The organism is Sphingobium sp. TomTYG75 (assembly GCF_054771635.1).
Genome location: NZ_BSRE01000001.1, coordinates 548,396 through 566,970, shown reverse-complemented (window position 1 = coordinate 566,970; position 18,575 = coordinate 548,396). Strand labels below are relative to the sequence as shown.

Sequence of the window (18,575 nt, the reverse complement as noted above, 5' to 3'; positions counted from 1 at the left end):
AAATAAAGCCCCCGCGAAGGCTGGCACCAACGCGAGGGCAAACCAAACCACAGCTCGGGATTGGAGTGTTCAGTGTACCGGTGATGCGGGAGCGGTGCAATGAGCATCGCCCTCACTCATGACGGCCTGCCAGAAGGACAAGGCCGCTTCGATTTGCTGTCTGTCTTCGAGCAGGTCGCCAAATCCCATTATCGCTTGTCCAAGACCGCCATTGCGCTGGTTCGGCACTATGTCCTCAGAACATCGGATGAGGATTACCGCAAAGGCCGCGTCTGCGCTGTCTGGTCCCAGGTGGCGACCACAGCACGAGCGATCGGCCTCACCCCCCGTTCCGTCAATGGCGCGGAACGGGAACTGGAAGATGCGGGCTTCCTGATCCGGTCCACGGGCGGCAACGGCGCGCGTTATGGCAAGCGGCGTGACGGACGGGTCATCTGGGCGTCCGGCATCAATCTGGCCCCGCTGATCCTTCGCTTTCACGAATTGCAGGACAAGCTGCAAGCGATCCGGCTGCGGGATCGCGCGGTCGATCAGTGCAAGGCCGAAATCCGCCAGATCAATCATGCGATCCGTTCGAGCGAACAGATGAACCTGCGCTCGATGGCCGATGAGATTTTGCCGCATGGGCGAACGGCGCGCATCGCTGATTTGGACCGGCTGACGACGATCAGGGATGCCTTGGCTAACGTCCTGACCATGCTCTGCGATGGTGCCGGTGCGCAGAAAATTTCCGATGGATCGGAAGAAAATTGCGCACCCAATATACCACCAGAACAATCTTCAAAAACCTGTAGCGCCGGGGAGCCGTCGCGAGCGCCCGACCTGCGCATGTCACCCCAGCAGGCTGCCATGATCGCTACCGACGAGTATCGTGAGGCTCTTTCGATGTTTGGCGGAACCACTTGGTCCGGCATTGTGGAAACGTCGTTCAATGTGGCTATCCAGATGGGGATTGGTCAGCGGTCCTGGCAGTCCGCCTGCGCTCGCCTTGGACGTGAACATGCAGCCCTTTGCGTCATCATCATCCAGCGCAACGCCACCCTGTCCTCCGGTCATCGCTACCATGTCCGCAAACCTGCGGGGTGTTTGGCAGGGATGGTGAAATCCACCTCGGCGGGAACGATGAACCTTGCCGGGATGGTCGCTGCGATCCGCGATCGTAAGGACGAAAGGAAGAAGGCGGGGAAGAGTGAGATTGGAAATGCGCAGGATAGCATAACTGACAGCATTTTCGGACAAATGGCTGCACGTTATGCTCGCTGCACGAGGCTGTCATGACGGCGGTTGGCCTCAGGATCGAGGACGATCTTGCCCAGACGATCGACCTTCTTGCCAAGGCTGCCGGGATGACGCGCAGCGCATGGATCAAGCGCGCGTTGATCGACGCTCTGCAAAAACGGCCCAATGAAATCCGCGATGTTCCGGCATTCACCTGCCCGTCAAAACTGGTGTCCATGCGCTTCCCTTCTGAGGAAGTCGCGGCGATGGAAACCGTCGCCGGGCAGGCGGGCCTGACCCGCGGGCAGTGGATCAAGCGGACGATCCGCTGGCAATTATGGGACCGGGCGGGTGAATTGCGCTTGGCACCGGCGAGCGCCCAATCCATCCTCAAGCTGGCCGTACAGGTTCGCGCGATCGGGCGCTCGCTCAATCAGGCGGTAAAGGCGGTGAATGCCGCCAACAGGCCCGATGCTTCTGTCCCGATCGAACTTGCCGCGCAGGCGGTGATCGGGATGGAGGATCGGCTATCGACCATCATCGCTACAGCCACTTTCGACCTGTCCAGCATCACGGCGGCGGAGGTCAGCTATTGGACCGGGAGCGGCAATAGTGCATCCAGAACCAGGAAGCGTAGCGCATGACGGGGTTTCAGTTTTCCGACGAAACGCTGGACGGGCTGGAGCGGATACAGGGTGCCCGTAGCGCGCGGCGCGGCAAGATCGATCGCAAAGGTAACGGCCAACTCGCCCGTGCGATGCTATCTGGCAACTGGGGGAATTTCCGGCCACCCGCTAACAGAAGCCAGCGAGCAATGGAGACGCTGGAGCGGACGACGCGTCGTGCCCCGCAGACCGTGGTGAAGATCACCGGGCGCATCCACGGGGCGGGTAGCGTGCTTGGCGCCTTCACCTATGTTGCCCGTCTGGGCGTGGGCGATCAGGAGCCTCTGCCGCTGGAAACTAGCGAAGGCAAATTGCTGGAGCGGGCTGACGAGATGCAGCAACTGGCACGCGAATGGCAACTCCACGAAATGTCCGACGAGACGCGGAGGAAGGGAGCAACGGCGCTGGCGATGGTATTCTCCATGCCTCCCGGCACGGACCCCGCCAAGGTGCACGAGGCCGTCAGGGACTTTGCCGAGCAGGACATGACAAATCGTCGATGGGTTATGGCGCTACACACCGACGAGCCGCATCCGCATGTTCACCTGATCGTCGCCAACCGGGACGAGGACGGTCGCCGCTTCAATCCCGACCGCGAGTTCTTGGCCCATTGCCGCGAGCGGTTTGCCGAGAACCTCCGCGCACGCGGTGTGGAAGCAGACGCGACGCGGCGCGCGGCGCGTGGCTTTCCGCCGAGGCGGGAAGACATTGTGGCTCAGAAGGCCCGCGATCGCCAGCAAAGGCCATTGGCGGAGCCTGGGGGCGCCGCAGATCGGCACCGCGCCGAGAATATGGACCGGGTAACGTCGATCTACATGCGCGCCATCGACGAACTTGAACGCCACGGTGGGGATTCCGAGCTGTCTTGTGCGAAAGCCCTGCGCGGGCTGGTTGCATCCATGGCGATCACGTCACCGGATCGCGAGGCTGCCGCGCCGCTCATGTCCGAGAAATCGCAGGCGATGATGGTCCGAATCGCCGAGGTCGCGGAAAAGGTCAGGGCCTCTACGGCAAAGCTGAATGAGCAGAGGAAAGATGCACATCGCATAGGTAGCGATGTGCAATTGCCGCGTGCTGCCGATAGGCTTTCCCAGCAGGCGCAAAAGTTGGAAGAGATGATACTCGATCGCCAGCGAGCTATGCATCATGACCGAGAGCGTGATGTAGATCCGCCGTCACGTTGAACGAATCAGATGTCCGCCTTGCGCCCGCCAGCCCAGCGGGCGCAAGGCGCTCACTGCCACATGGGCCGGGTTTTCCAATCGGCGGGAAAACCCATTGCGGCCAAATCGCCTTCAGGATGCGTGTCGATGTGGGCCGCGAAATCTGTGCGCCACGTTGAATTAGGCGCCACTGTCCTGATAACGTGTGCGATTAGGCAGGCGCCATTGTACAGCTTGGCAGGCGCCTGCGTGGCCGCCTGATCCAGCGTGTCTCGGAGGTCGGCGGGCTTTTGCGCAAGCCGAGGTGGAATCAGGAAGCCACGGTTCCATAGACGGCCATGGTGAGCGCAGATATTCCGCAGATCGGTAACGTGACGCACAAGCGGCACAAGGACGGTTTCTGGCAGCCCAAGCGGCTTCGCAATCTGGTTTCGCAATGCACGGTTGCGGAGATTGGAATACCAGCGGGAAAGCTGGCCGAAAGACATCATTTCCGCCACCACCCAGACTGGTGGGATGGCTGGCACGTCATAAGATTCTCGATAATGCTTCACATAAGTTTCGCGAGAAAATCCCGTCTCGCTGGCCAGCTTCGATAAGTTCGTGTGAAATTCGCGCCGATCATCATAAAGGCTGGCGTCAAGGTAGCTATGACCATCGTTGATCTGGCTGAGGTGATACGCCCAGCTCCCTCGCAGAGCGACTTCGACATGCTCCGTGCCACGCATGATGAGGCGTCGTAAAATTCGATCGAAATCATATAGCGCGGTTACCCGATCGAAAGTCGTGTCTTCCCGAAACCGTGGCCCGGCATGATCCTTCGGGTGCTCAAAATAGAGCCAATAGGCACTCAGTCGATAATAGCTGACGTGGCGCAACCAGTAAACGGCGCGGTCTTCGTCGTCGATACGCATGCCATTGGCACGAAGATGATCGATTTGCTGCTGCCAAGTGAGAGCAGGTTTTGCGAAGGTTCGGGTCATATTGCCCGCTTTCTGCTACGCTTTGCCCAAAAATAAAAGACCCGCCCAGTGTGCATATCCTTTCGGACAGAGGCCGGGCGGGTGCGATCGACACCGACATATGCGTCGAAATCCAACAAATCAATAACCGAAACTTCGGCTCGGCGCATTTTGCCAACCGCAATCTGAACCGACCACGCATATTTTCGTCCAACGGGCAGTGGGCCTGATGAACGAAAATCTGAACTTGCTTTTGCTCGATGTTCAGACTCTAAGGTGACGGTCCGCCGCAAGTTGGTTACCTACGCCGCGTCAACGAGTAGGGTATGAACGACAGTGTGAGCAAACATGCTCCCACTGCCCAAGCCGGAAACGCCAGTAGTCGGTAACCGACACTGACCTCGGCCAGTTGCATGCGATCCGCATATCAACCTCCTTGGGTCCGGGTGAAAGCCCGGGCTCCGGGTCACTCCATTGTGCCCAAGATTGCGGGCCGTGGAGCAATGCAGGAAGAAGACGGCAGACCGTCGCGCTCAATATGCTGTAGCTGCCTGGATTTTTCCACTCCGGCCTATAAAAATTTTTAGGTAGTTTTTGGACGCAATCTTCAGCTCGCTGGGCCATTTGGCGCAAGAAGATACCCCCCATTGCAACCTTAGCCTCAGCGACACCGATGATTCATAGGTCGCTATCCTGTATGCGTGAATCGGCTCAAGGTATCAGCGCCCAAGACCTCTGTTCAGGGCCGCCCATATGATTGCCCTGTAAAATCGGGCGGCTGAGCCGAAGCCCGCTCGTCCTGTCGTTGGAGACTTGCATGAGCCGTGCCGATGGCGCTACCGCGCAATCATGGGGCAGATTCTTCGCGACATCGATGTGCGCCGGGCGGCTTATGGGCGACTTTTGAGTCATGCCCGCCGTTGTCCCGACACGCGCGTTATCGACGAACTCGGCGTCGGACACGGTGCCAATCGTATCGACATAGCGGTGATCAATGGACATTTTAGGGGCATGGAAATCAAGTCCGATGCCGACAACATTAAGCGGCTGCCCGGTCAGATCAGCGCATATGGAGAGGTGGTCGACCGGGCATCGCTGATCGTCGCACCGAGACATCTTGCCAGCGCGCTAGAGGTTTTGCCGAACTGGTGGGGCGTTGTCCTTGCCGATCGAGGTGTCACGGGGGGCGTCATCTTCAAGCGTCTGCGAGACGAACGGGCAAACCCAATGGTGAACCCAATGTCGCTGGCACGGCTTCTCTGGCATGACGAGGTTGCCGCCATTCTACGTGAACGCGGCCACCCGGAACGACTGCTGCGCTCGCCCAGGGCCATCCTCTACGCAACTCTCGTTTCAGAACTTCAGCCAAGGGCTGTAGCCACACTTGTGCGCGAAACGCTCAAAGCCAGGAAAGGCTGGCGAGGTCACTGACGGCCTTTGTGATGTGTTGGTTGGTGCCGACCCATCGCCAAGTGGTTAGGTTGCCTGTCTTCTCTGTGCCAAGGCGGCAGCCGTCGATATAGGCGCTTCCGCGTGAGAAATGTGCCCCGAGAAAGAGCGGAGACGTTGTAATCGTCCCGCTGCAGGTCTGGTACTGCGCGAAGCCATTGTCCCGCACGTTACTGCCCTTGGCGATGATCCAGCCATCATTGCAGGCGTAACGGATGGTGGCTGAGGGCTTTAAAAGCCGCATATCACCTTGCGCAAATCCTGGACCGGCAATCGTATAATCGCCGAACCCTGGGCGGCGGGCGCCAAGGGGCAAGGCAGCCAAGAGCGCACGATAGACGGCCCATTCGCGCCTAGGCCAGAACTGGATCGGGCCTGTCACCATCCCCATCGAATCGGGGAAGGAAGATCCGACGATCGTCACGCTACGCGCCTGTGCGAAAGTGTTCGCCCCAGAAAGTGCCATCATGATGAGCGCGACCAAGCCGCTTTCCGGCTCCCATGTCGGCGCGGCGAGGTCCAGAACGAGGTCGAGGCCGGCCAGATCAATCCCAAGCTCCTGGACGAGGTCATCGACCTGTGTGTCGAAGTCGGGATCGACGGCCTCGTCGAGGTTACAGCGCAGGGCCACGCCGCCAAGCGTTTGAGCATCGACCCAATAGACTGCCTGCCGATAGTCTGGATCGCTCGTCAGACGAACGACCGGGATGATCGACCTGCCGGTCGCGACGATCTCCTGCCCTAGATATAGCATGGGATGCCTGCCGTCGCTCATCCGCATGGCTGGCGGCAACAGGCTGCAATCGAGAAGCGCTCTGCGTTTACCCCACTTTTTGTCCAGGCGACTGGCGAAAGTGCCAATATGCTCGTCTATCGTTTTGGTCGGTTTCTGAAGCTCGAAATCGAAGTCCGGCGGCGTCACTTCGATCAAAGGGACCGTACGATCCTTTACCGGATCATGGAGGCGCATCAGCCCCTGATACTCGCCCTGGCGCCATTTGAGCACCGGCATATAGTCGTTCGACGAAATGGACATAATGTGCCTCTTACATATTGAACTGACGGCGAACCTCGCCACTTCCGACAAGTCCTTTCAGAAGCGCGTAGTCTTTCGCTTCCCGGCGGATGCGACCGGCAATGACGGCAGGGCCGACGCCGAACCGCTTTGCGTCGACCATCACCGCCTTTTCGGTTCTCAGATATCGTGAGGCCGCGACTTCCCATTGTTCGCTGGTCAGAAGCGCTTCCTGCGCGAAATAATCCGCTTCATTCTCGATCGCGTCCGTGGATGGGGCCTCGGTATCGTCGAAGATGGCGGTGAACTCGCCATCGCCAATGTGCAGCTTGAGATGTCCAATTTCGTGGAACAGCGTGAACCAGAAATTGTCGAGGCGATCATGACGCAATGTAAGGGCAACGATGGCATGGCTGTCCAGCGAACGAAGAGCGGCACCGTCGAGAAGAGTTCCGGGAAGTTGGCGCTCAACGATCAAAGAGACTCCGATCTCATACAAATGGTCCACCGCGCGGGCCGGTCCATCGGTTAGGAGTGTGAGGGCGAGTAGGTCCTTCAACCACGCTGCATCGATGCGGCCTGGTTCGAACTCGACCTCTGGCGGGCAGCGCTGGGCAACCTGCCTGACCCGCGCCTCCCATGCGACGATCGCGGCTTCATGCACCTGCCCGTTGGCACGAACAGATTTGCGATGAAGTCCGGCAAAGGCACGAGGCGCCTGGGCATGCTTCAGGAAGACTGGCACCAACTGGGCGGCAGCCTTTTTCGCTTGGGCTAACGATCCGTCAAAATCGTCGAACCATCCGCGCTTGAACATTTCCGCGATCGGAAAAGCCTGCCACATTGATGGATCGACAGAACCCAGACTGGTGTCCCCGACAAGTTCGGCCCGCTTGTGGATTTGCACCCCAAGAGCGTCCGCGACCTCGATCAGCCGATCGAGACTGGCAGAACGATAGCGCTCCGCTTCATAGCGCTGGATCTGCTGCTCTTTCAGCCCGAGATAGTCGCCAAGATCGCGTTGGCTCATGCCCCGCGCAATCCGCGCCTGAATTAATATATCGGGAAGGTCGCTGAGATTGTTAGCCGAGAATGAGGTGATCTGACCGGAGCGCAGAGCATCATAAGCACCTGCTTCATTCTCCAGATCGAGGATCTGGCTCTGAATGGCATCGCGCTGGAGCGCCAGCATGTCAGGGGACATATCCGGGTGATTGCTCGGCACCAACGACGACAGGCCGATGCGGAATTGCTCGATCAAGGCTCTGGTAGAGCGGTACTGCTTTTCGTTTGTGATCATGGCGTCGCTCCTTTCGCGGCGAGCGAGACACGCAAGATGCCTTTGGGACGTTGAGAGTATTTTTCGATCTGAAAGAACTGAAGAAAGCTGAGCCCAGGTGCAGCCATCGAAATCGCCGGAAACATTTCACCGAAATATTTCCGCTTCTGTTTCAATCTTTTGGACTCAAAGCTTTTGAGCACCGGATCAAGGAGTGACAAATCCACCCCGCTATGATCCCAGCATCCGTCATAGTCGTCGGGATGCGGCTTGCCGGTGACGAAGCTTCCATCGAGATAGGCGATTTTACAACCGGCAGCAGCAAGCGCATCTGCCGCCCGGACGAAGCCGTCAAACAGCCATTGCCTATGCGGCGTGCTGGCGAAGACTGCCTCGATCTCTTGAAAATCAGTATCGTGGATGCCCGGAGGAAGAACCGGCCATGGCGTCGGCGCGCCAATATTGATCAAGGGCGGTATCATGGACACAACATTATCGTTGTGTCTTATGTTTGTCTAGAGGTGGGAGAAGTGTTTCTCGCGCTGTGAGCTTTCGGGCAGAACGCGGCGATGGTCGGCCATTGAGGGTGAGATCGCTTTCGTCGTTGCCTCTCCGATGTCATTTTGCCATTGTCCTGCCGCCCTCCAGAGACGGTGGGTGAGGCGTGGAAACCTCGGAACTCTCAGCCGGTCAGGACATCGTTCTGGCCGGGTGGCTGTCGTACATGTCCAAGGCTCTGCCCAAAAACGGCAGCGCCTGTGCGAGAGTCCAGGTTTCCAACACCCGGCTGATCCGGGTCAGCGCCTCTCTGGTCAACAAGGAGGCAGCATGTCGTCGTCAATCGAATTTGACCCATTTGAACCTGAAGCTAAGCTCGATCGTATTCTCGAGATGCTTCGCCATTTGGAAAGCGACTACCGTACTACCCTGCCGGACTTGCTGTTCGATGTATTCCTCGTGGTCTGGGACGAGGACCCTGATATGCTCCCTAAATTCCTTGAACGTATCAACTTTCTTCGAACCATCCCCGAGACTGACGCTGAGGGGTGCCAACACGCCGCCAAGGGAACGATGCCGTGAAGCGGTACATCCGTATGGCACCGATAGCCGCGCTATCGCTGATCGGATGTGGGGAGGACAAATCAGTCGGGTACTACAAGGCTCATGTTGAAGAAGCCCGCCGCCAGTCTGCCCAATGCCTGCACCATGCGGACGCCGGAGCGAATTGCGGACACGCTGCCATCGCAATCCAAGAAATCGCGGGGGACGAATTCCGACGGGCGCAGAAACGAACGCGGCAAGTCTGGGAGAAGGGAGCATGGCAGCCGAAATGGAAAGACCAATAAGGATTGTGAGCGGGTATCATTCCCACGACTGGAGGAGGCAGAAGCATGACCGAAGCAGCAGGGCACTTTCCGAAATGGTCACAAGATCAGGCGATCGCCTATGAGGTGGCGCTGGAGGCCATCAATGACGTTATCGCCGGCTATAGCGAGCAGATCGACGCCGAGTATCAGCGGGAGGCGCCCGATCGGGCGCGGATTACTTGGCTGGAAATGCGAACCACGCAAGCTCGGAGGGTGGCAGAATCGTTCAACGTGACTGATGATGCTACGGTCGATCAGGTGCTACGCGAATATAGTGCCATAGTCGTTGCAAGGGACCGCGCAGAAATGGTCACCCCGGGCATGAGCAGCGCCTAAACTCCCCTCTCAATAGCTTCGGCGATCTGCTGCTTCACGTTCATGCCATCACGTTCCTTCTCCGCGAAGACATAGACGCCCTGGCCCTTACTGGCCTCTTGCCACAATTGACCGATGGCTCGCTTTTCCGTGGACTCCGTCACCAGATGATCGCCCTTATATTCGACCACCAGCGTCCGACCGTCTTTTAGCTTCCCGACGAAATCAGGATATGTGCGATTGTTTGCAAGAGGAAACGAGAAGGCATCTGGATGTTTGGACACGTTCCGTACCCAAAAATCCACCTGTCCCATGCTGTCGAGTTGCTGTGCGGCCTTAAACTCTTCACCGTCTGCACCATCATCGCCTTTACCGTCGAAGCGGGGGACACGATCCCAGCCAAGATAATGCTTGGCGAAGCGATATTTCGTTCCTCGATAGAAGGGTACGCCGGCAAACATGCCTTCATGAAAACGGAAGCCGTTTTCAAATGACAGTTCGGGCTTGGCTTCTGGCGCGAACAGGCACCGCTGATAGACGGCCTTGCGCACTTCGGCCCGTATCGCGGCGATCTTTTCGCGCAGCTTGCGCGCCAGGATGAAGCGGCAGCGCATTAGCGTGGCGAGCGGGATGCCGCGCGGCCCAGTCAGATGGCGCACCGCGTCAGACAGCCAGCCAATCATCTCGCCGTGGCCGATCGCGCTATCCGCCTGCCGCACCTGCCGAGCAAGCAGATTGACCAGCCCACCCTCAGTCCAGCCATCGACCGGCACGTCCAGCATGAGCTGATCCGTCTGATCGCTATGCCGCACCATCAGGTTGTCGCCGTCGAGATCAATCTCGAACGCTTCAGAGGTGTCCCGCACGGAAAACTCGGCGGGGGAGAGCTGGGCGCTATGATCAGCCAGTGACCAGTCGAAATACTCGCCCAATATGTCGGCATCGGCGAAAACCAGTTCGCCTTGCACCGACGCCATCAGACGCGGGATGATGAAATCCCCGGTCAGTTCGGCAGGGGATGCCTGATGGGCATTTTCCGCCTCGTATCGCGCGACTTCCTCGCGAACGATCTGCGCCGCCTTTTCCGGCAGGGCGGCGAAGATCGCCGCCTTTTCCTCCTCCCGCAGAAAGCCCGTCACCGTGATGGTCGGCGCGGCGTCCGGGGCGGTATCGATCCTGACTTTCTCCGGCGCGGCGGCCTTCACGGCGGCCAGCGCGTCCGGCGGGGCATCGACGGTGATGCGCGTCGATGGCGGGGAACGGCGCTTCTCACCCCACAGGCCATCGTCGAGCGTGCCCTGTTCTGCTTCGATATTGGCTTCGGCTTCGCTTTCCTCAAAGCCCATGTCCACGAGCCGGTCGCGCAGGGTGTTCGCGGCTTCGGCGAAGGACTTCGACACAAGGTTAGCGTAGGCCTTGTTGAGCATCGGGGCCTTGCGCCTCGTGGCGTAAGGCATGCGCAGCACGCGGCCCAGCAACTGTTCCGCATCCGTCGCGCTCTTGATGTTGGCTACAGAGCAGAAGACATAGGCGAAGGAGCAGTCCCAGCCTTCCTTCAGCGCTTCTACAGTAATGACATATTCGATGGGGCAGGAAGGATCGAACAGGTTGATGCCGTCCAGCCCGCGCTGATCGCCGGTCGCCACAGCGATGGCGGCAGGATCGACATGGTGCGTGTTGACGAGGTGATCGCGCAGCACCTCCACCGTGACCTCGCGGTTCTTGTCCTCCGCCTGGAACAGCACGATCGGACGGATATAGCCCGCGCGATCCTTCGCCGCCTCCTCCGCCAATTCGGCGCGTTTCAGGATCGCGCCCGTCACCGCGCTTTCCCAGTCGGCATGTTCCTCAAGCCGCACGGGCAGCTTGATCATCTGCTCGTCCTTCAGTTCCATCGCGCTGACGCTGTGGAGGATGTTGCTCTTCTTGTGCGGCGTGGCGGTGAATTCGATGATCGCGCTTGGGTTCACGCGCGCCTGCATTTCGCGGCTGAGGCCCGTGACGGCCTTGTGCGCCTCGTCCACGATCATCAGGGGGCGGCGCAGATAACATAGGTTGGCGAAGCTGTAGCGAATGTCGTCGGGATGTCCGCCGACCTTGGCCGCCATGTCCGGCCCCAGCGTTTCCAGCCCTGCCATGCGGCGCGGCACCGCGCTGAACAGCGGCTCCAGTTCTTCATGATGCGCATAGACCTTACGCCCATCGGTGCTTTCCACGCGCAGCGTCTGGAGCGTGCCGACCACGACGCAGCAATTGCCTGCCAGATCATGCGCCCTGATCCGTCCGAAATCGCCTATGTCATAAATCCGGACTCGCCCGCCGAACTTGTCATCCAGCGCCGCGCGGTAGGGATGGCGCGGATTGTTCAGGGCATCGACCGTCTGTGTGCGGATCATGTTGGTCGGCACCAACCACAGGACGAGCGGGAATTCGGCGTCGATCCACGCATCCCGCGCCACGCCGACCGCATGGGCGGCCAGCAGAGTCTTGCCGCCGCCGGTGGGCAGGCGCAGGCAGACGTAGGGCATGTCCTCCTGACCCAGCAGCGGCTCATACTTCCCGCCATAGCCGCGCAGGCGCTTGGCCTGATCAGGTTCCTGCGTGATCGCCTCATAGGCCGCCTTGGGGCCATGCAGCCGCGCTTCTTCCAGAAAGCGGCGCAGGAGGGAAAGCGTATCGGTCTGGTAGGCCTTGAGCAGCATCAGCGCGCTTTCACATCATAGGGTGTCTGCTTAAAGGTGATGCCTTCGGCGCGCAGACTTTCCGGCGACAGGCGCGATGCCTCGCCATAAACGGTGATCGGGCCAGAGAACCCACTTGCCGCAGCGCGGACCGTGGCCAGCGTCTTGCGGGTCAGCACATTGCCGCCAGACACGCGCTTGTCGCCAAGGATGCCGTTGTAGAGCAAGGCAAGGCCCCCGCCGTCATGTTCCCCGATGAACGGCGTATCCGCCTTGCCTGCAAAGGGCAGACCGGTTTCGGAGAACCAGATATGCGCGGCCAGCGGGGCGAAGGCAATGCCGGGATTGATCGCGCCATTGCCGTCGAACACGGCCTCTCCAAGGCGATAATAGGCAAAGCCGCCGCCGCCCTGCCAGTCCACGGATTTGCTGATGCCACCCTGTTCGCCGTCGATCACCTTGCGCAGGCGCGGGGCGCAATGGGATTGCGCATGGTCGCCCATTTCGATGCCGATCCAGCGCCGCCCCATCTTGTGTGCGACGGCCGCCGTGGTGCCGGAGCCGAGAAAAGAGTCTAAAACGAGATCACCGGGATTGGTCGCGATGTGAAGGACGCGCTGCAGCAGGCGTTCTGGTTTGGGTGTGCCGAAGCTCACGCTTGCACCGAAAAGCTCGTTACATTCTTTTTTGCTCTCGTCGGTGTGGCCGACCTCAGTGTGTGGCCACCAAGTCCATGGGACAAGGCCTTCGACCTCCGATAAATACCGGATGACGCTTGGCTGAGCGTTACCGTCCTTACCCCAGTAGATGCGATTTCGAGCCTTGAACTTCTCGAACTCAGGTTCGACCATCGACCAGCACCGGCCCTCTGGCGGTCGATGCTGGGTGCCGTTGGGCGCGGTGATAATGTACATCTGGTTAGGTCGGAAACCTTGAGCGGTCATTGGAAGGCCGCGCCAGCGCTTAGTTGGGTCTGTTTCCTTCGAATTCCCTGGATTCTTATAAATCTTCGCCTGCTGCTCATCGAGCGGGATGCGGTTGCGTGCGGCTTTGAAGGCTTCGGGTGATTTCGCGTAGACTGTCAGGTATTCATGTACGTCGCCAATCGCTTCGCGGTTTTCACGCGAATAGCGTTTCTGCCAGACATTAGACGCGATGAAATTCCGCCGCCCGAACACCTCATCCATGATGACCTTGAGGTAATGTCCTTCATTGTCGTCGATCGACACCCAGATGCTGCCGTCTTCCGCCAGCAGTTCGCGTAGCAGCACCAAGCGCGGCCAAATCATCGCCAGCCACTGGCTATGCTCCAGATTGTCGTCATAATGTTCGAAGGCGGACCGCGTGTTGTAGGGCGGGTCGATATAGATGCACTTCACCTGTCCCCGATAATAGGGCAGCAGGCTTTTCAGGGCTTGAAGATTATCGCCTTGGATCAGCATGTTGCCGAAATCAGGCGAGCCGACGCTTAGCTCATCGTCCCGCTCCAGCAATCGATAAGCCACGCCGTCCGCGCACTTCACATCCTTTTCGCGCGTCAACCACGACAGCGTTGGCATTACTATTCACTTCCTTCGGTAATAAGTATCAAGGAGATCGCTGATTTCAGGCGGCAGCGCGCTCAAAATGCCAGTGGGAGGTTGGACGACCTTGCTCGATACACAGGCGCCCTTTCCAACGGCCCAACAGGCGCTCCAGGGACAGGATCATTACCAATGGCGTGCTGGCGCCGATGATTGCCAACAGGGCGGGCAATCCATGCCACCCGCTGAGCAGTGCGGCCCCAAAGACGACAGCCGCGCAAATGATAGCGCACAGCTTACCATGCCAAAGCCATTTCTCGGTCGCGTATCGAAGCTTGAGCAAGGCAGCCGATTCTGGACGGACAGACTGGATGAAGCTAATCAGGCGCTGCTCGGAATCGCTCAGCGGGCTGTTGTCATTATCGGGCATTGGCGACGGCCTTTCCGAGCATGAAGTTCAGAAATTCATCTGACGAGTTGGCGTGTTCAGTCAGATAGCGGAATGAGAGCAGGAAGAATTCGCTCTCCATTTCGTCAGTCCATTCGACCGGCGTATCCCTCACGAAATTGCGTGTGACCCTGTAGGCGCGCGCAGCGAGGTCTGACGCATCGGCATTGCGCTTGGCGCCTTCGCCAAACAGCAGCCAGGTTGGATTGACATCAAACTCTTTGCAGGCGGCGGAGACCACACTGAGCGGGGTTTCACGCGCCCCCTTTTCATAGGTCGCGAACGCACTTTGGGATGTGCCGACGCGGACAGCAAACTCTGCCTGGGAGAGGTCAGCTTCGCTTCTCAATTCTGCCAATCGCGCACCAACAGACAACAGACTTGCCCCTCAACCTCATTTGAGGTAAAAAACCTCAAAAGAGGATAAATATGTCATTCTCTGCACTAACGTAGCTAGAATGCGCAATTGCGGCAAGGATTCACCATGAGCGTCAATTTCGAGAGTGCGAAATCATTGGCTGCCAAAACGGGCTGGCCGGAAAGCCGGATCAGAAAGCTGATCGCCTCAAACCAGCTCCGGCATGTCCGTATCGGTCGAACGGTTTATCTGCCTGCAGGGGCGATCGAGGAATTTCTCGAAACGAACATGGTGGAACCTCGCGCGGCTGAGGCGAAGTGATATGACGCGCCTTCGCACCACCAGCGGGCAGGGTATCTCGGTCGGGCAGCTTTTCCAGGTGGCATCATGACCGCGCGGCCCGCCCGTTTCCGGAAAGCTGATGTAACCCGCGCTGTTCGGGCAGTATTGGCGGCAGGCGTGATGCCGGGAGGCTGCAAGATCGAACCCAACGGCACCATCCTCGTGTTGATAGAGAATGGTGGCTCTAGCAGGCCCACGACTGACAACCCTTGGGATGCTGAGCTATCGCCATGAACAAACGCAGTTCCCGATCCAATCGCTTCCTACCGGAATATGTGTCTCGTTTCAAAGATCGGCACGGCAAGGAGCGGCTGCGTTTTCGGCGGAAGGGATACCCATCACGCTATTTCACCGCGCCGTTGGGAACGGAGGCGTTCAGGGAGGAATATCGGCGCTTCAACAGTCCCGAAGCGATAGCGGAGGCACGGGAGCAGGCCCACGCCGAACGCACGATGCCCGGCAGCATCGGCGATCTTCTGCGGCGATACTTGGCTGTGCCGGAGCGGCTTGGCCCCAGCGACGTAACGCAAACGAAAGTGCGTCAGATTCTGGAGCGATTCGCGGAGGATAGGGAAGACAGGCCTGTCAAAGGCATCCGCTTCGATCATATCGACGCGATTATCGCCAAGGCGCGGGTCAAGACGGTCGATGAGAAGGGGCGGAAATTCGGCGGGATCGAAGCCGCGCGCAAGCTGCGCAAGGAACTGCGCCGCTTTTTCGCGTTCGCTCGGAAGCTGGGCTGGATCACGAGCAATCCCGTTGACGATTCGCAGACAGTGAAGGTGGCGCCTGGCGAACGGTCGCTGGGCTTCTACACTTGGACGGAGGCCGACATTGCCACCTACCGCGCGCATTGGCCGTGCGGAACGAAGCAGCGTCTCGCGATGGAACTGATGCTCTGGACCGATCAGCGCAAGGTGGATGCTATCCATCTTGGCCGACAGCATATACGTGCAGGCAAATTCGCGATCCGGCAGACAAAGACCGGCAAGCTGCTGCATTTGCCTATTGCCCCGCAGCTCGCGGTAGCAATCGACGCCATGCCAGCGACTGATGCCATGTGCTTTCTGGTGACGGAGTGGGGCAAACCATTCTCGGTTAAGGGTTTCGGAGGCTGGTTCCGCGAGCAATGCGATGCCGCTGGCCTGCCACGGTGTACCGCCCACGGCCTGCGAAAGGCGACAATGCGCCGCATGGCCGAGCTGGAAATGCCGAATAAGACCATGAAATCGGTCAGCGGCCATTCGAAGGATGACGAGGTCGCGCGCTATACCGAAGCGGCCAATCAGGAACGCCTCGCGGAGGGTGCGATCAAGCGCCTCTCTGAGTGGGAAATGTCTAACCCTGATCCAAGGTTAGACGCCAAATCAGCACAAAGGACTGAAAATGGCTGACTCTTTGAAAGAGTTGGAGGCCCGAGCCGGAATCGAACCGGCGTGCAAGGATTTGCAGTCCTCTGCGTAACCACTCCGCCATCGGGCCTCGGCGTGGGTGGCCGCAAATGTGCGGCTTTTGATGCAAAGTCAAGCGCGGCCATGTTGACCGATCCCAAGATTATCGCTCACGGGCGTGGAAAGCCGCTTGGCGTTGCTTGTCGCGTGATCTAGACGTTCCGGTAATGTCAGCGCTGTATTGCCATGCCAATACAGTTATGCCAATCGAGGTAGTATCGTGACCGAGCAGAATTTTTCATCGATGCGGGCCGCCATGGTCGAAAGCCAGCTTCGCACCAGCGATGTCGATGACCCACGGGTGATCGCCGTGATGGCGCGCGTGCCGCGGGAAGATTTCGTACCTGCTGAACGGCGCGCGATGGCCTATGTCGATCGTTCGATTCCGCTTTCCTCCGGCCGTGCGCTCAATCCGCCGCTGGCCACCGGACGGCTGCTCAAGGAAGCGCAGGTGGAGGAGGGCGATCGCGTTCTGCTCATCGGCGCGGCCACGGGATATAGCGCGGCACTTCTGGCCGCTCTTGGCGCCCAGGTGACGGCAGTCGAGACTGAGGATGGTCCGCAATTGTCAGGCAATGGCGCCACGGTCATGCGCGGCCCGTTGGAAGCGGGCTATCCGCAGGGCGCGCCTTATGACATACTTTTCATTGATGGGGCGGTGCAGGAAGTGCCCGCGACGCTTGTCGGGCAGCTTGCCGATGGTGCGCGTGTGGTGACCGGTCTTGTCGAGCGCGGCGTTACACGCCTGTGCAGCGGGCGGGTGGTTTCCGGTATTCTGGGTCTTGTCAGCCTGACCGACCTTGAGATGGTCATCCTGCCCGGTTTTGCGGCGCCGGAGCGTTTCGTCTTTTAACCGGCTGGGGGGGTCATGACGGCAAAGCAGGTGTTTCTTCGGCACTCGGCCGCCACGGCTCTGCTGCTCCTCAACGCTGGGATCGCGCAGGCCGAAACCCTGCAGGGCGCCCTGGCAAAGGCTTACCGTTCCAACCCCACGCTCACCGGCACCCGGGCGCAGCAACGGGCGACGGATGAGACTGTGCCGATCCGCAAGGCGGATGGGCGGCCCAATATTGGCACCACCACCGAATATCAGGAGTTGCTGGTAAAGCCCGCGCGGTCCTTCCTCGCGCCTGATCGTTCGCTCGTCGGCACCGCTACGGTGAACGTCCCAATTTATCAGGGCGGCGCAGTGCGTAACGGGGTGAAGGCTGCCCAGGTGCGCGTGCAGGCGGGGCAGGCCAATCTGCGCGGGACCGAGGCATCGATCTTCTCCCAGGTTGTCGCCGCCTATATGGACGTTATCCGCGACAGCGCGGTCGTGTCGCTCAATCTGGCTAATGTCAGCGCGCTCGGCGTCAATTTGCAGGCAACGAACGACCGATTCGAAGTGGGCGATCTGACGCGCACGGACGTCGCCCAGTCCGAATCGCGGCTCGCGCTGGCCCGATCCAACTTGCAGACGGCGCAGGCGAACCTGATCGCCAGCCGCGAAAATTACATCGCCCTGGTTGGCGCCACGCCGGATGATTTGCAGCCGCCGCCGCCGCTTCCCGGCCTTCCCGCCACCCCGGAAACGGCGGTGCAGGTGGCGCTTGCCGACAATCCTGACCTTGTCGCCGCGAAAAAAGCGCGTGAAGCTGCTCGTTATGACGTGCGGGTGGCGAAGGCAGGCGTCCTCCCGACGCTGTCCGGTTTCGCGCAGGGCAGTTATACCCATTATCTGGGATCACTTGATGACCCGACCGATCCGTCGCAGCTGAACAAGCAGGTGGTTGCGGGAGCGACGTTGCGCCTTCCGCTTTATCAGGGCGGCCGGCCCGGCGCGCAGGTGCGCCAGAACCAGGCGCTCGAATCGCGGGCGATGGAGCAGGAGATTGAGGTTGAGCGTGGCGTCATCGCTCAAACGCGATCAGCCTATGCGAGCTGGCAGGCATCGCTGCAAAGCATCGAATCCAACCAGAAGGCGGTCGAGGCGGCCAATCTGTCGCTTGAAGGGGTGCGCGCGGAAAATTCTGTCGGTAGCCGCACCATCCTGGACATATTGAATGCGGAACAGGAAGCGCTCAACGCCAAGGTGCAGTTGGTGTCTGCTCGCCGTAACGCCTATGTCGCGGGCTTCAGTCTGCTGGCCGCGATGGGCCATGCGGAAGCGGACGACCTCAGCCTGGAAGCAGGCACGCTCTATGATCCCATGGTTAATTATGATCGGGTCAAGGGCAAGTGGTTCGATTGGGATTTCGGTCCCGCACCCAAGCCGGAAGCGACCAGAACCGTTGACACGCCTGCACAAAATGCCAATGTGCCTGCTGGTTTGGCGCAACAACCTTAAGGTTAACAGG

At 59.5% G+C, this 18,575-nt stretch carries 19 protein-coding genes and 1 tRNA gene; 11 read left to right on the top strand and 9 right to left on the bottom strand.

Translation table 11 applies throughout. From position 1 onward, the window contains the following. Positions 1-99: 99 nt before the first annotated feature. Genes repC through ACYU81_RS02730 form a run of 3 tightly spaced genes read left to right on the top strand, consistent with a single transcriptional unit; the run spans position 100 to position 3,067 of the window. Positions 100-1,278, top strand: coding sequence for a replication initiation protein RepC (gene repC, locus ACYU81_RS02740; protein ID WP_460986240.1), 1,179 nt, complete (start codon positions 100-102; stop codon positions 1,276-1,278). Beyond that, positions 1,275-1,862 carry a ribbon-helix-helix protein, CopG family gene (locus ACYU81_RS02735; protein WP_460986239.1) on the top strand — a complete coding sequence of 196 codons (588 nt, stop codon included), beginning with the start codon at positions 1,275-1,277 and terminating at the stop codon, positions 1,860-1,862. Before repC ends, ACYU81_RS02735 begins: the two co-directional genes overlap by 4 nt. Further along, positions 1,859-3,067: a relaxase/mobilization nuclease domain-containing protein gene (locus ACYU81_RS02730; RefSeq protein ID WP_460986237.1), complete on the top strand. Its 1,209-nt coding sequence runs from the start codon at positions 1,859-1,861 to the stop codon at positions 3,065-3,067. Before ACYU81_RS02735 ends, ACYU81_RS02730 begins: the two co-directional genes overlap by 4 nt. Positions 3,068-3,117: 50 nt before the next feature. Here ACYU81_RS02730 and ACYU81_RS02725 read toward each other — a convergent pair whose 3' ends face one another. After that, positions 3,118-3,960, bottom strand: coding sequence for an Abi family protein (locus ACYU81_RS02725; protein WP_460986236.1), 843 nt, complete (start codon positions 3,958-3,960; stop codon positions 3,118-3,120). A gap of 897 nt (positions 3,961-4,857) precedes the next feature. On the opposite strand from ACYU81_RS02725, the gene ACYU81_RS02720 reads away from it, so the two are divergent. Continuing rightward, positions 4,858-5,439, top strand: a complete 582-nt coding sequence (locus ACYU81_RS02720; protein WP_460986235.1) for a sce7726 family protein — start codon at positions 4,858-4,860, stop codon at positions 5,437-5,439. Here the strand turns inward: ACYU81_RS02720 and ACYU81_RS02715 are convergent. From ACYU81_RS02715 to ACYU81_RS02705, 3 genes are read right to left on the bottom strand one after another with little or no spacing between them, the layout of a single operon-like run. Further along, on the bottom strand, positions 5,408-6,493 hold the full coding sequence (locus ACYU81_RS02715; RefSeq protein WP_460986234.1) for a beta family protein: 1,086 nt from the start codon (positions 6,491-6,493) through the stop codon (positions 5,408-5,410). The genes ACYU81_RS02720 and ACYU81_RS02715 overlap by 32 nt on opposite strands. 10 nt (positions 6,494-6,503) lie before the next feature. Then, positions 6,504-7,772 (bottom strand): helix-turn-helix domain-containing protein, encoded by a 1,269-nt coding sequence (locus tag ACYU81_RS02710; protein ID WP_460986233.1) that lies wholly within the window; start codon positions 7,770-7,772, stop codon positions 6,504-6,506. Then, on the bottom strand, positions 7,769-8,221 hold the full coding sequence (locus tag ACYU81_RS02705) for a DUF6932 family protein (protein WP_460986232.1): 453 nt from the start codon (positions 8,219-8,221) through the stop codon (positions 7,769-7,771). Before ACYU81_RS02705 ends, ACYU81_RS02710 begins: the two co-directional genes overlap by 4 nt. A gap of 358 nt (positions 8,222-8,579) precedes the next feature. On the opposite strand from ACYU81_RS02705, the gene ACYU81_RS02700 reads away from it, so the two are divergent. The 3 genes from ACYU81_RS02700 to ACYU81_RS02690 are packed head-to-tail and all read left to right on the top strand — an operon-like array spanning position 8,580 to position 9,454. Continuing rightward, positions 8,580-8,831 carry a hypothetical protein gene (locus tag ACYU81_RS02700; protein ID WP_460986231.1) on the top strand — a complete coding sequence of 84 codons (252 nt, stop codon included), beginning with the start codon at positions 8,580-8,582 and terminating at the stop codon, positions 8,829-8,831. A gap of 14 nt (positions 8,832-8,845) precedes the next feature. Further along, positions 8,846-9,097 (top strand): EexN family lipoprotein, encoded by a 252-nt coding sequence (locus ACYU81_RS02695; RefSeq protein WP_460988096.1) that lies wholly within the window; start codon positions 8,846-8,848, stop codon positions 9,095-9,097. A gap of 45 nt (positions 9,098-9,142) precedes the next feature. Next, the gene (locus tag ACYU81_RS02690) at positions 9,143-9,454 is read left to right on the top strand and encodes a hypothetical protein (RefSeq protein ID WP_460986230.1); all 312 of its coding nucleotides are present in this window, start codon (positions 9,143-9,145) and stop codon (positions 9,452-9,454) included. On the opposite strand, the gene ACYU81_RS02685 is transcribed toward ACYU81_RS02690, so the two are convergent. The 4 genes from ACYU81_RS02685 to ACYU81_RS02670 are packed head-to-tail and all read right to left on the bottom strand — an operon-like array spanning position 9,451 to position 14,461. Continuing rightward, on the bottom strand, positions 9,451-12,135 hold the full coding sequence (locus ACYU81_RS02685; protein ID WP_460986229.1) for a DEAD/DEAH box helicase: 2,685 nt from the start codon (positions 12,133-12,135) through the stop codon (positions 9,451-9,453). The genes ACYU81_RS02690 and ACYU81_RS02685 overlap by 4 nt on opposite strands. Beyond that, positions 12,135-13,673: a site-specific DNA-methyltransferase gene (locus ACYU81_RS02680; RefSeq protein WP_460986228.1), complete on the bottom strand. Its 1,539-nt coding sequence runs from the start codon at positions 13,671-13,673 to the stop codon at positions 12,135-12,137. The genes ACYU81_RS02685 and ACYU81_RS02680 overlap by 1 nt, the downstream gene beginning before the upstream one ends. A gap of 46 nt (positions 13,674-13,719) precedes the next feature. Beyond that, complete coding sequence (locus ACYU81_RS02675) at positions 13,720-14,067, bottom strand: hypothetical protein (protein ID WP_460986227.1); 348 nt, start codon at positions 14,065-14,067, stop codon at positions 13,720-13,722. Continuing rightward, entirely contained in the window at positions 14,057-14,461 is a 405-nt protein-coding gene (locus tag ACYU81_RS02670) for a helix-turn-helix domain-containing protein (RefSeq protein WP_460986226.1), read from the bottom strand. The genes ACYU81_RS02675 and ACYU81_RS02670 overlap by 11 nt, the downstream gene beginning before the upstream one ends. 108 nt (positions 14,462-14,569) lie before the next feature. Here ACYU81_RS02670 and ACYU81_RS02665 point away from each other — a divergent pair, with 108 nt between their 5' ends. Then, positions 14,570-14,764, top strand: a complete 195-nt coding sequence (locus tag ACYU81_RS02665; protein WP_460986225.1) for a hypothetical protein — start codon at positions 14,570-14,572, stop codon at positions 14,762-14,764. A gap of 251 nt (positions 14,765-15,015) precedes the next feature. Then, on the top strand, positions 15,016-16,179 hold the full coding sequence (locus ACYU81_RS02660; RefSeq protein ID WP_460986224.1) for a tyrosine-type recombinase/integrase: 1,164 nt from the start codon (positions 15,016-15,018) through the stop codon (positions 16,177-16,179). Positions 16,180-16,193: 14 nt separating this feature from the next. On the opposite strand, the gene ACYU81_RS02655 is transcribed toward ACYU81_RS02660, so the two are convergent. Further along, positions 16,194-16,267, bottom strand: a tRNA-Cys gene (locus ACYU81_RS02655). Positions 16,268-16,456: 189 nt separating this feature from the next. Here ACYU81_RS02655 and ACYU81_RS02650 point away from each other — a divergent pair. Beyond that, entirely contained in the window at positions 16,457-17,089 is a 633-nt protein-coding gene (locus ACYU81_RS02650; RefSeq protein ID WP_460986223.1) for a protein-L-isoaspartate O-methyltransferase family protein, read from the top strand. Between the two features lie 15 nt (positions 17,090-17,104). After that, positions 17,105-18,565, top strand: a complete 1,461-nt coding sequence (locus tag ACYU81_RS02645) for a TolC family outer membrane protein (protein WP_460986222.1) — start codon at positions 17,105-17,107, stop codon at positions 18,563-18,565. Positions 18,566-18,575 lie beyond the last annotated feature (10 nt).

Coding starts and splice junctions, on each gene's coding strand:
- repC (WP_460986240.1), top strand. CDS start 100: ATGAGCATCGCCCTCACTCATGACGGCCTGCCAGAAGGACAAGGCCGC.
- ACYU81_RS02735 (WP_460986239.1), top strand. CDS start 1,275: ATGACGGCGGTTGGCCTCAGGATCGAGGACGATCTTGCCCAGACGATC.
- ACYU81_RS02730 (WP_460986237.1), top strand. CDS start 1,859: ATGACGGGGTTTCAGTTTTCCGACGAAACGCTGGACGGGCTGGAGCGG.
- ACYU81_RS02725 (WP_460986236.1), bottom strand. CDS start 3,960: ATGCGTATCGACGACGAAGACCGCGCCGTTTACTGGTTGCGCCACGTC.
- ACYU81_RS02720 (WP_460986235.1), top strand. CDS start 4,858: ATGGGGCAGATTCTTCGCGACATCGATGTGCGCCGGGCGGCTTATGGG.
- ACYU81_RS02715 (WP_460986234.1), bottom strand. CDS start 6,493: ATGTCCATTTCGTCGAACGACTATATGCCGGTGCTCAAATGGCGCCAG.
- ACYU81_RS02710 (WP_460986233.1), bottom strand. CDS start 7,772: ATGATCACAAACGAAAAGCAGTACCGCTCTACCAGAGCCTTGATCGAG.
- ACYU81_RS02700 (WP_460986231.1), top strand. CDS start 8,580: ATGTCGTCGTCAATCGAATTTGACCCATTTGAACCTGAAGCTAAGCTC.
- ACYU81_RS02695 (WP_460988096.1), top strand. CDS start 8,846: ATGGCACCGATAGCCGCGCTATCGCTGATCGGATGTGGGGAGGACAAA.
- ACYU81_RS02690 (WP_460986230.1), top strand. CDS start 9,143: ATGACCGAAGCAGCAGGGCACTTTCCGAAATGGTCACAAGATCAGGCG.
- ACYU81_RS02685 (WP_460986229.1), bottom strand. CDS start 12,135: ATGCTGCTCAAGGCCTACCAGACCGATACGCTTTCCCTCCTGCGCCGC.
- ACYU81_RS02680 (WP_460986228.1), bottom strand. CDS start 13,673: ATGCCAACGCTGTCGTGGTTGACGCGCGAAAAGGATGTGAAGTGCGCG.
- ACYU81_RS02675 (WP_460986227.1), bottom strand. CDS start 14,067: ATGCCCGATAATGACAACAGCCCGCTGAGCGATTCCGAGCAGCGCCTG.
- ACYU81_RS02665 (WP_460986225.1), top strand. CDS start 14,570: ATGAGCGTCAATTTCGAGAGTGCGAAATCATTGGCTGCCAAAACGGGC.
- ACYU81_RS02660 (WP_460986224.1), top strand. CDS start 15,016: ATGAACAAACGCAGTTCCCGATCCAATCGCTTCCTACCGGAATATGTG.
- ACYU81_RS02645 (WP_460986222.1), top strand. CDS start 17,105: ATGACGGCAAAGCAGGTGTTTCTTCGGCACTCGGCCGCCACGGCTCTG.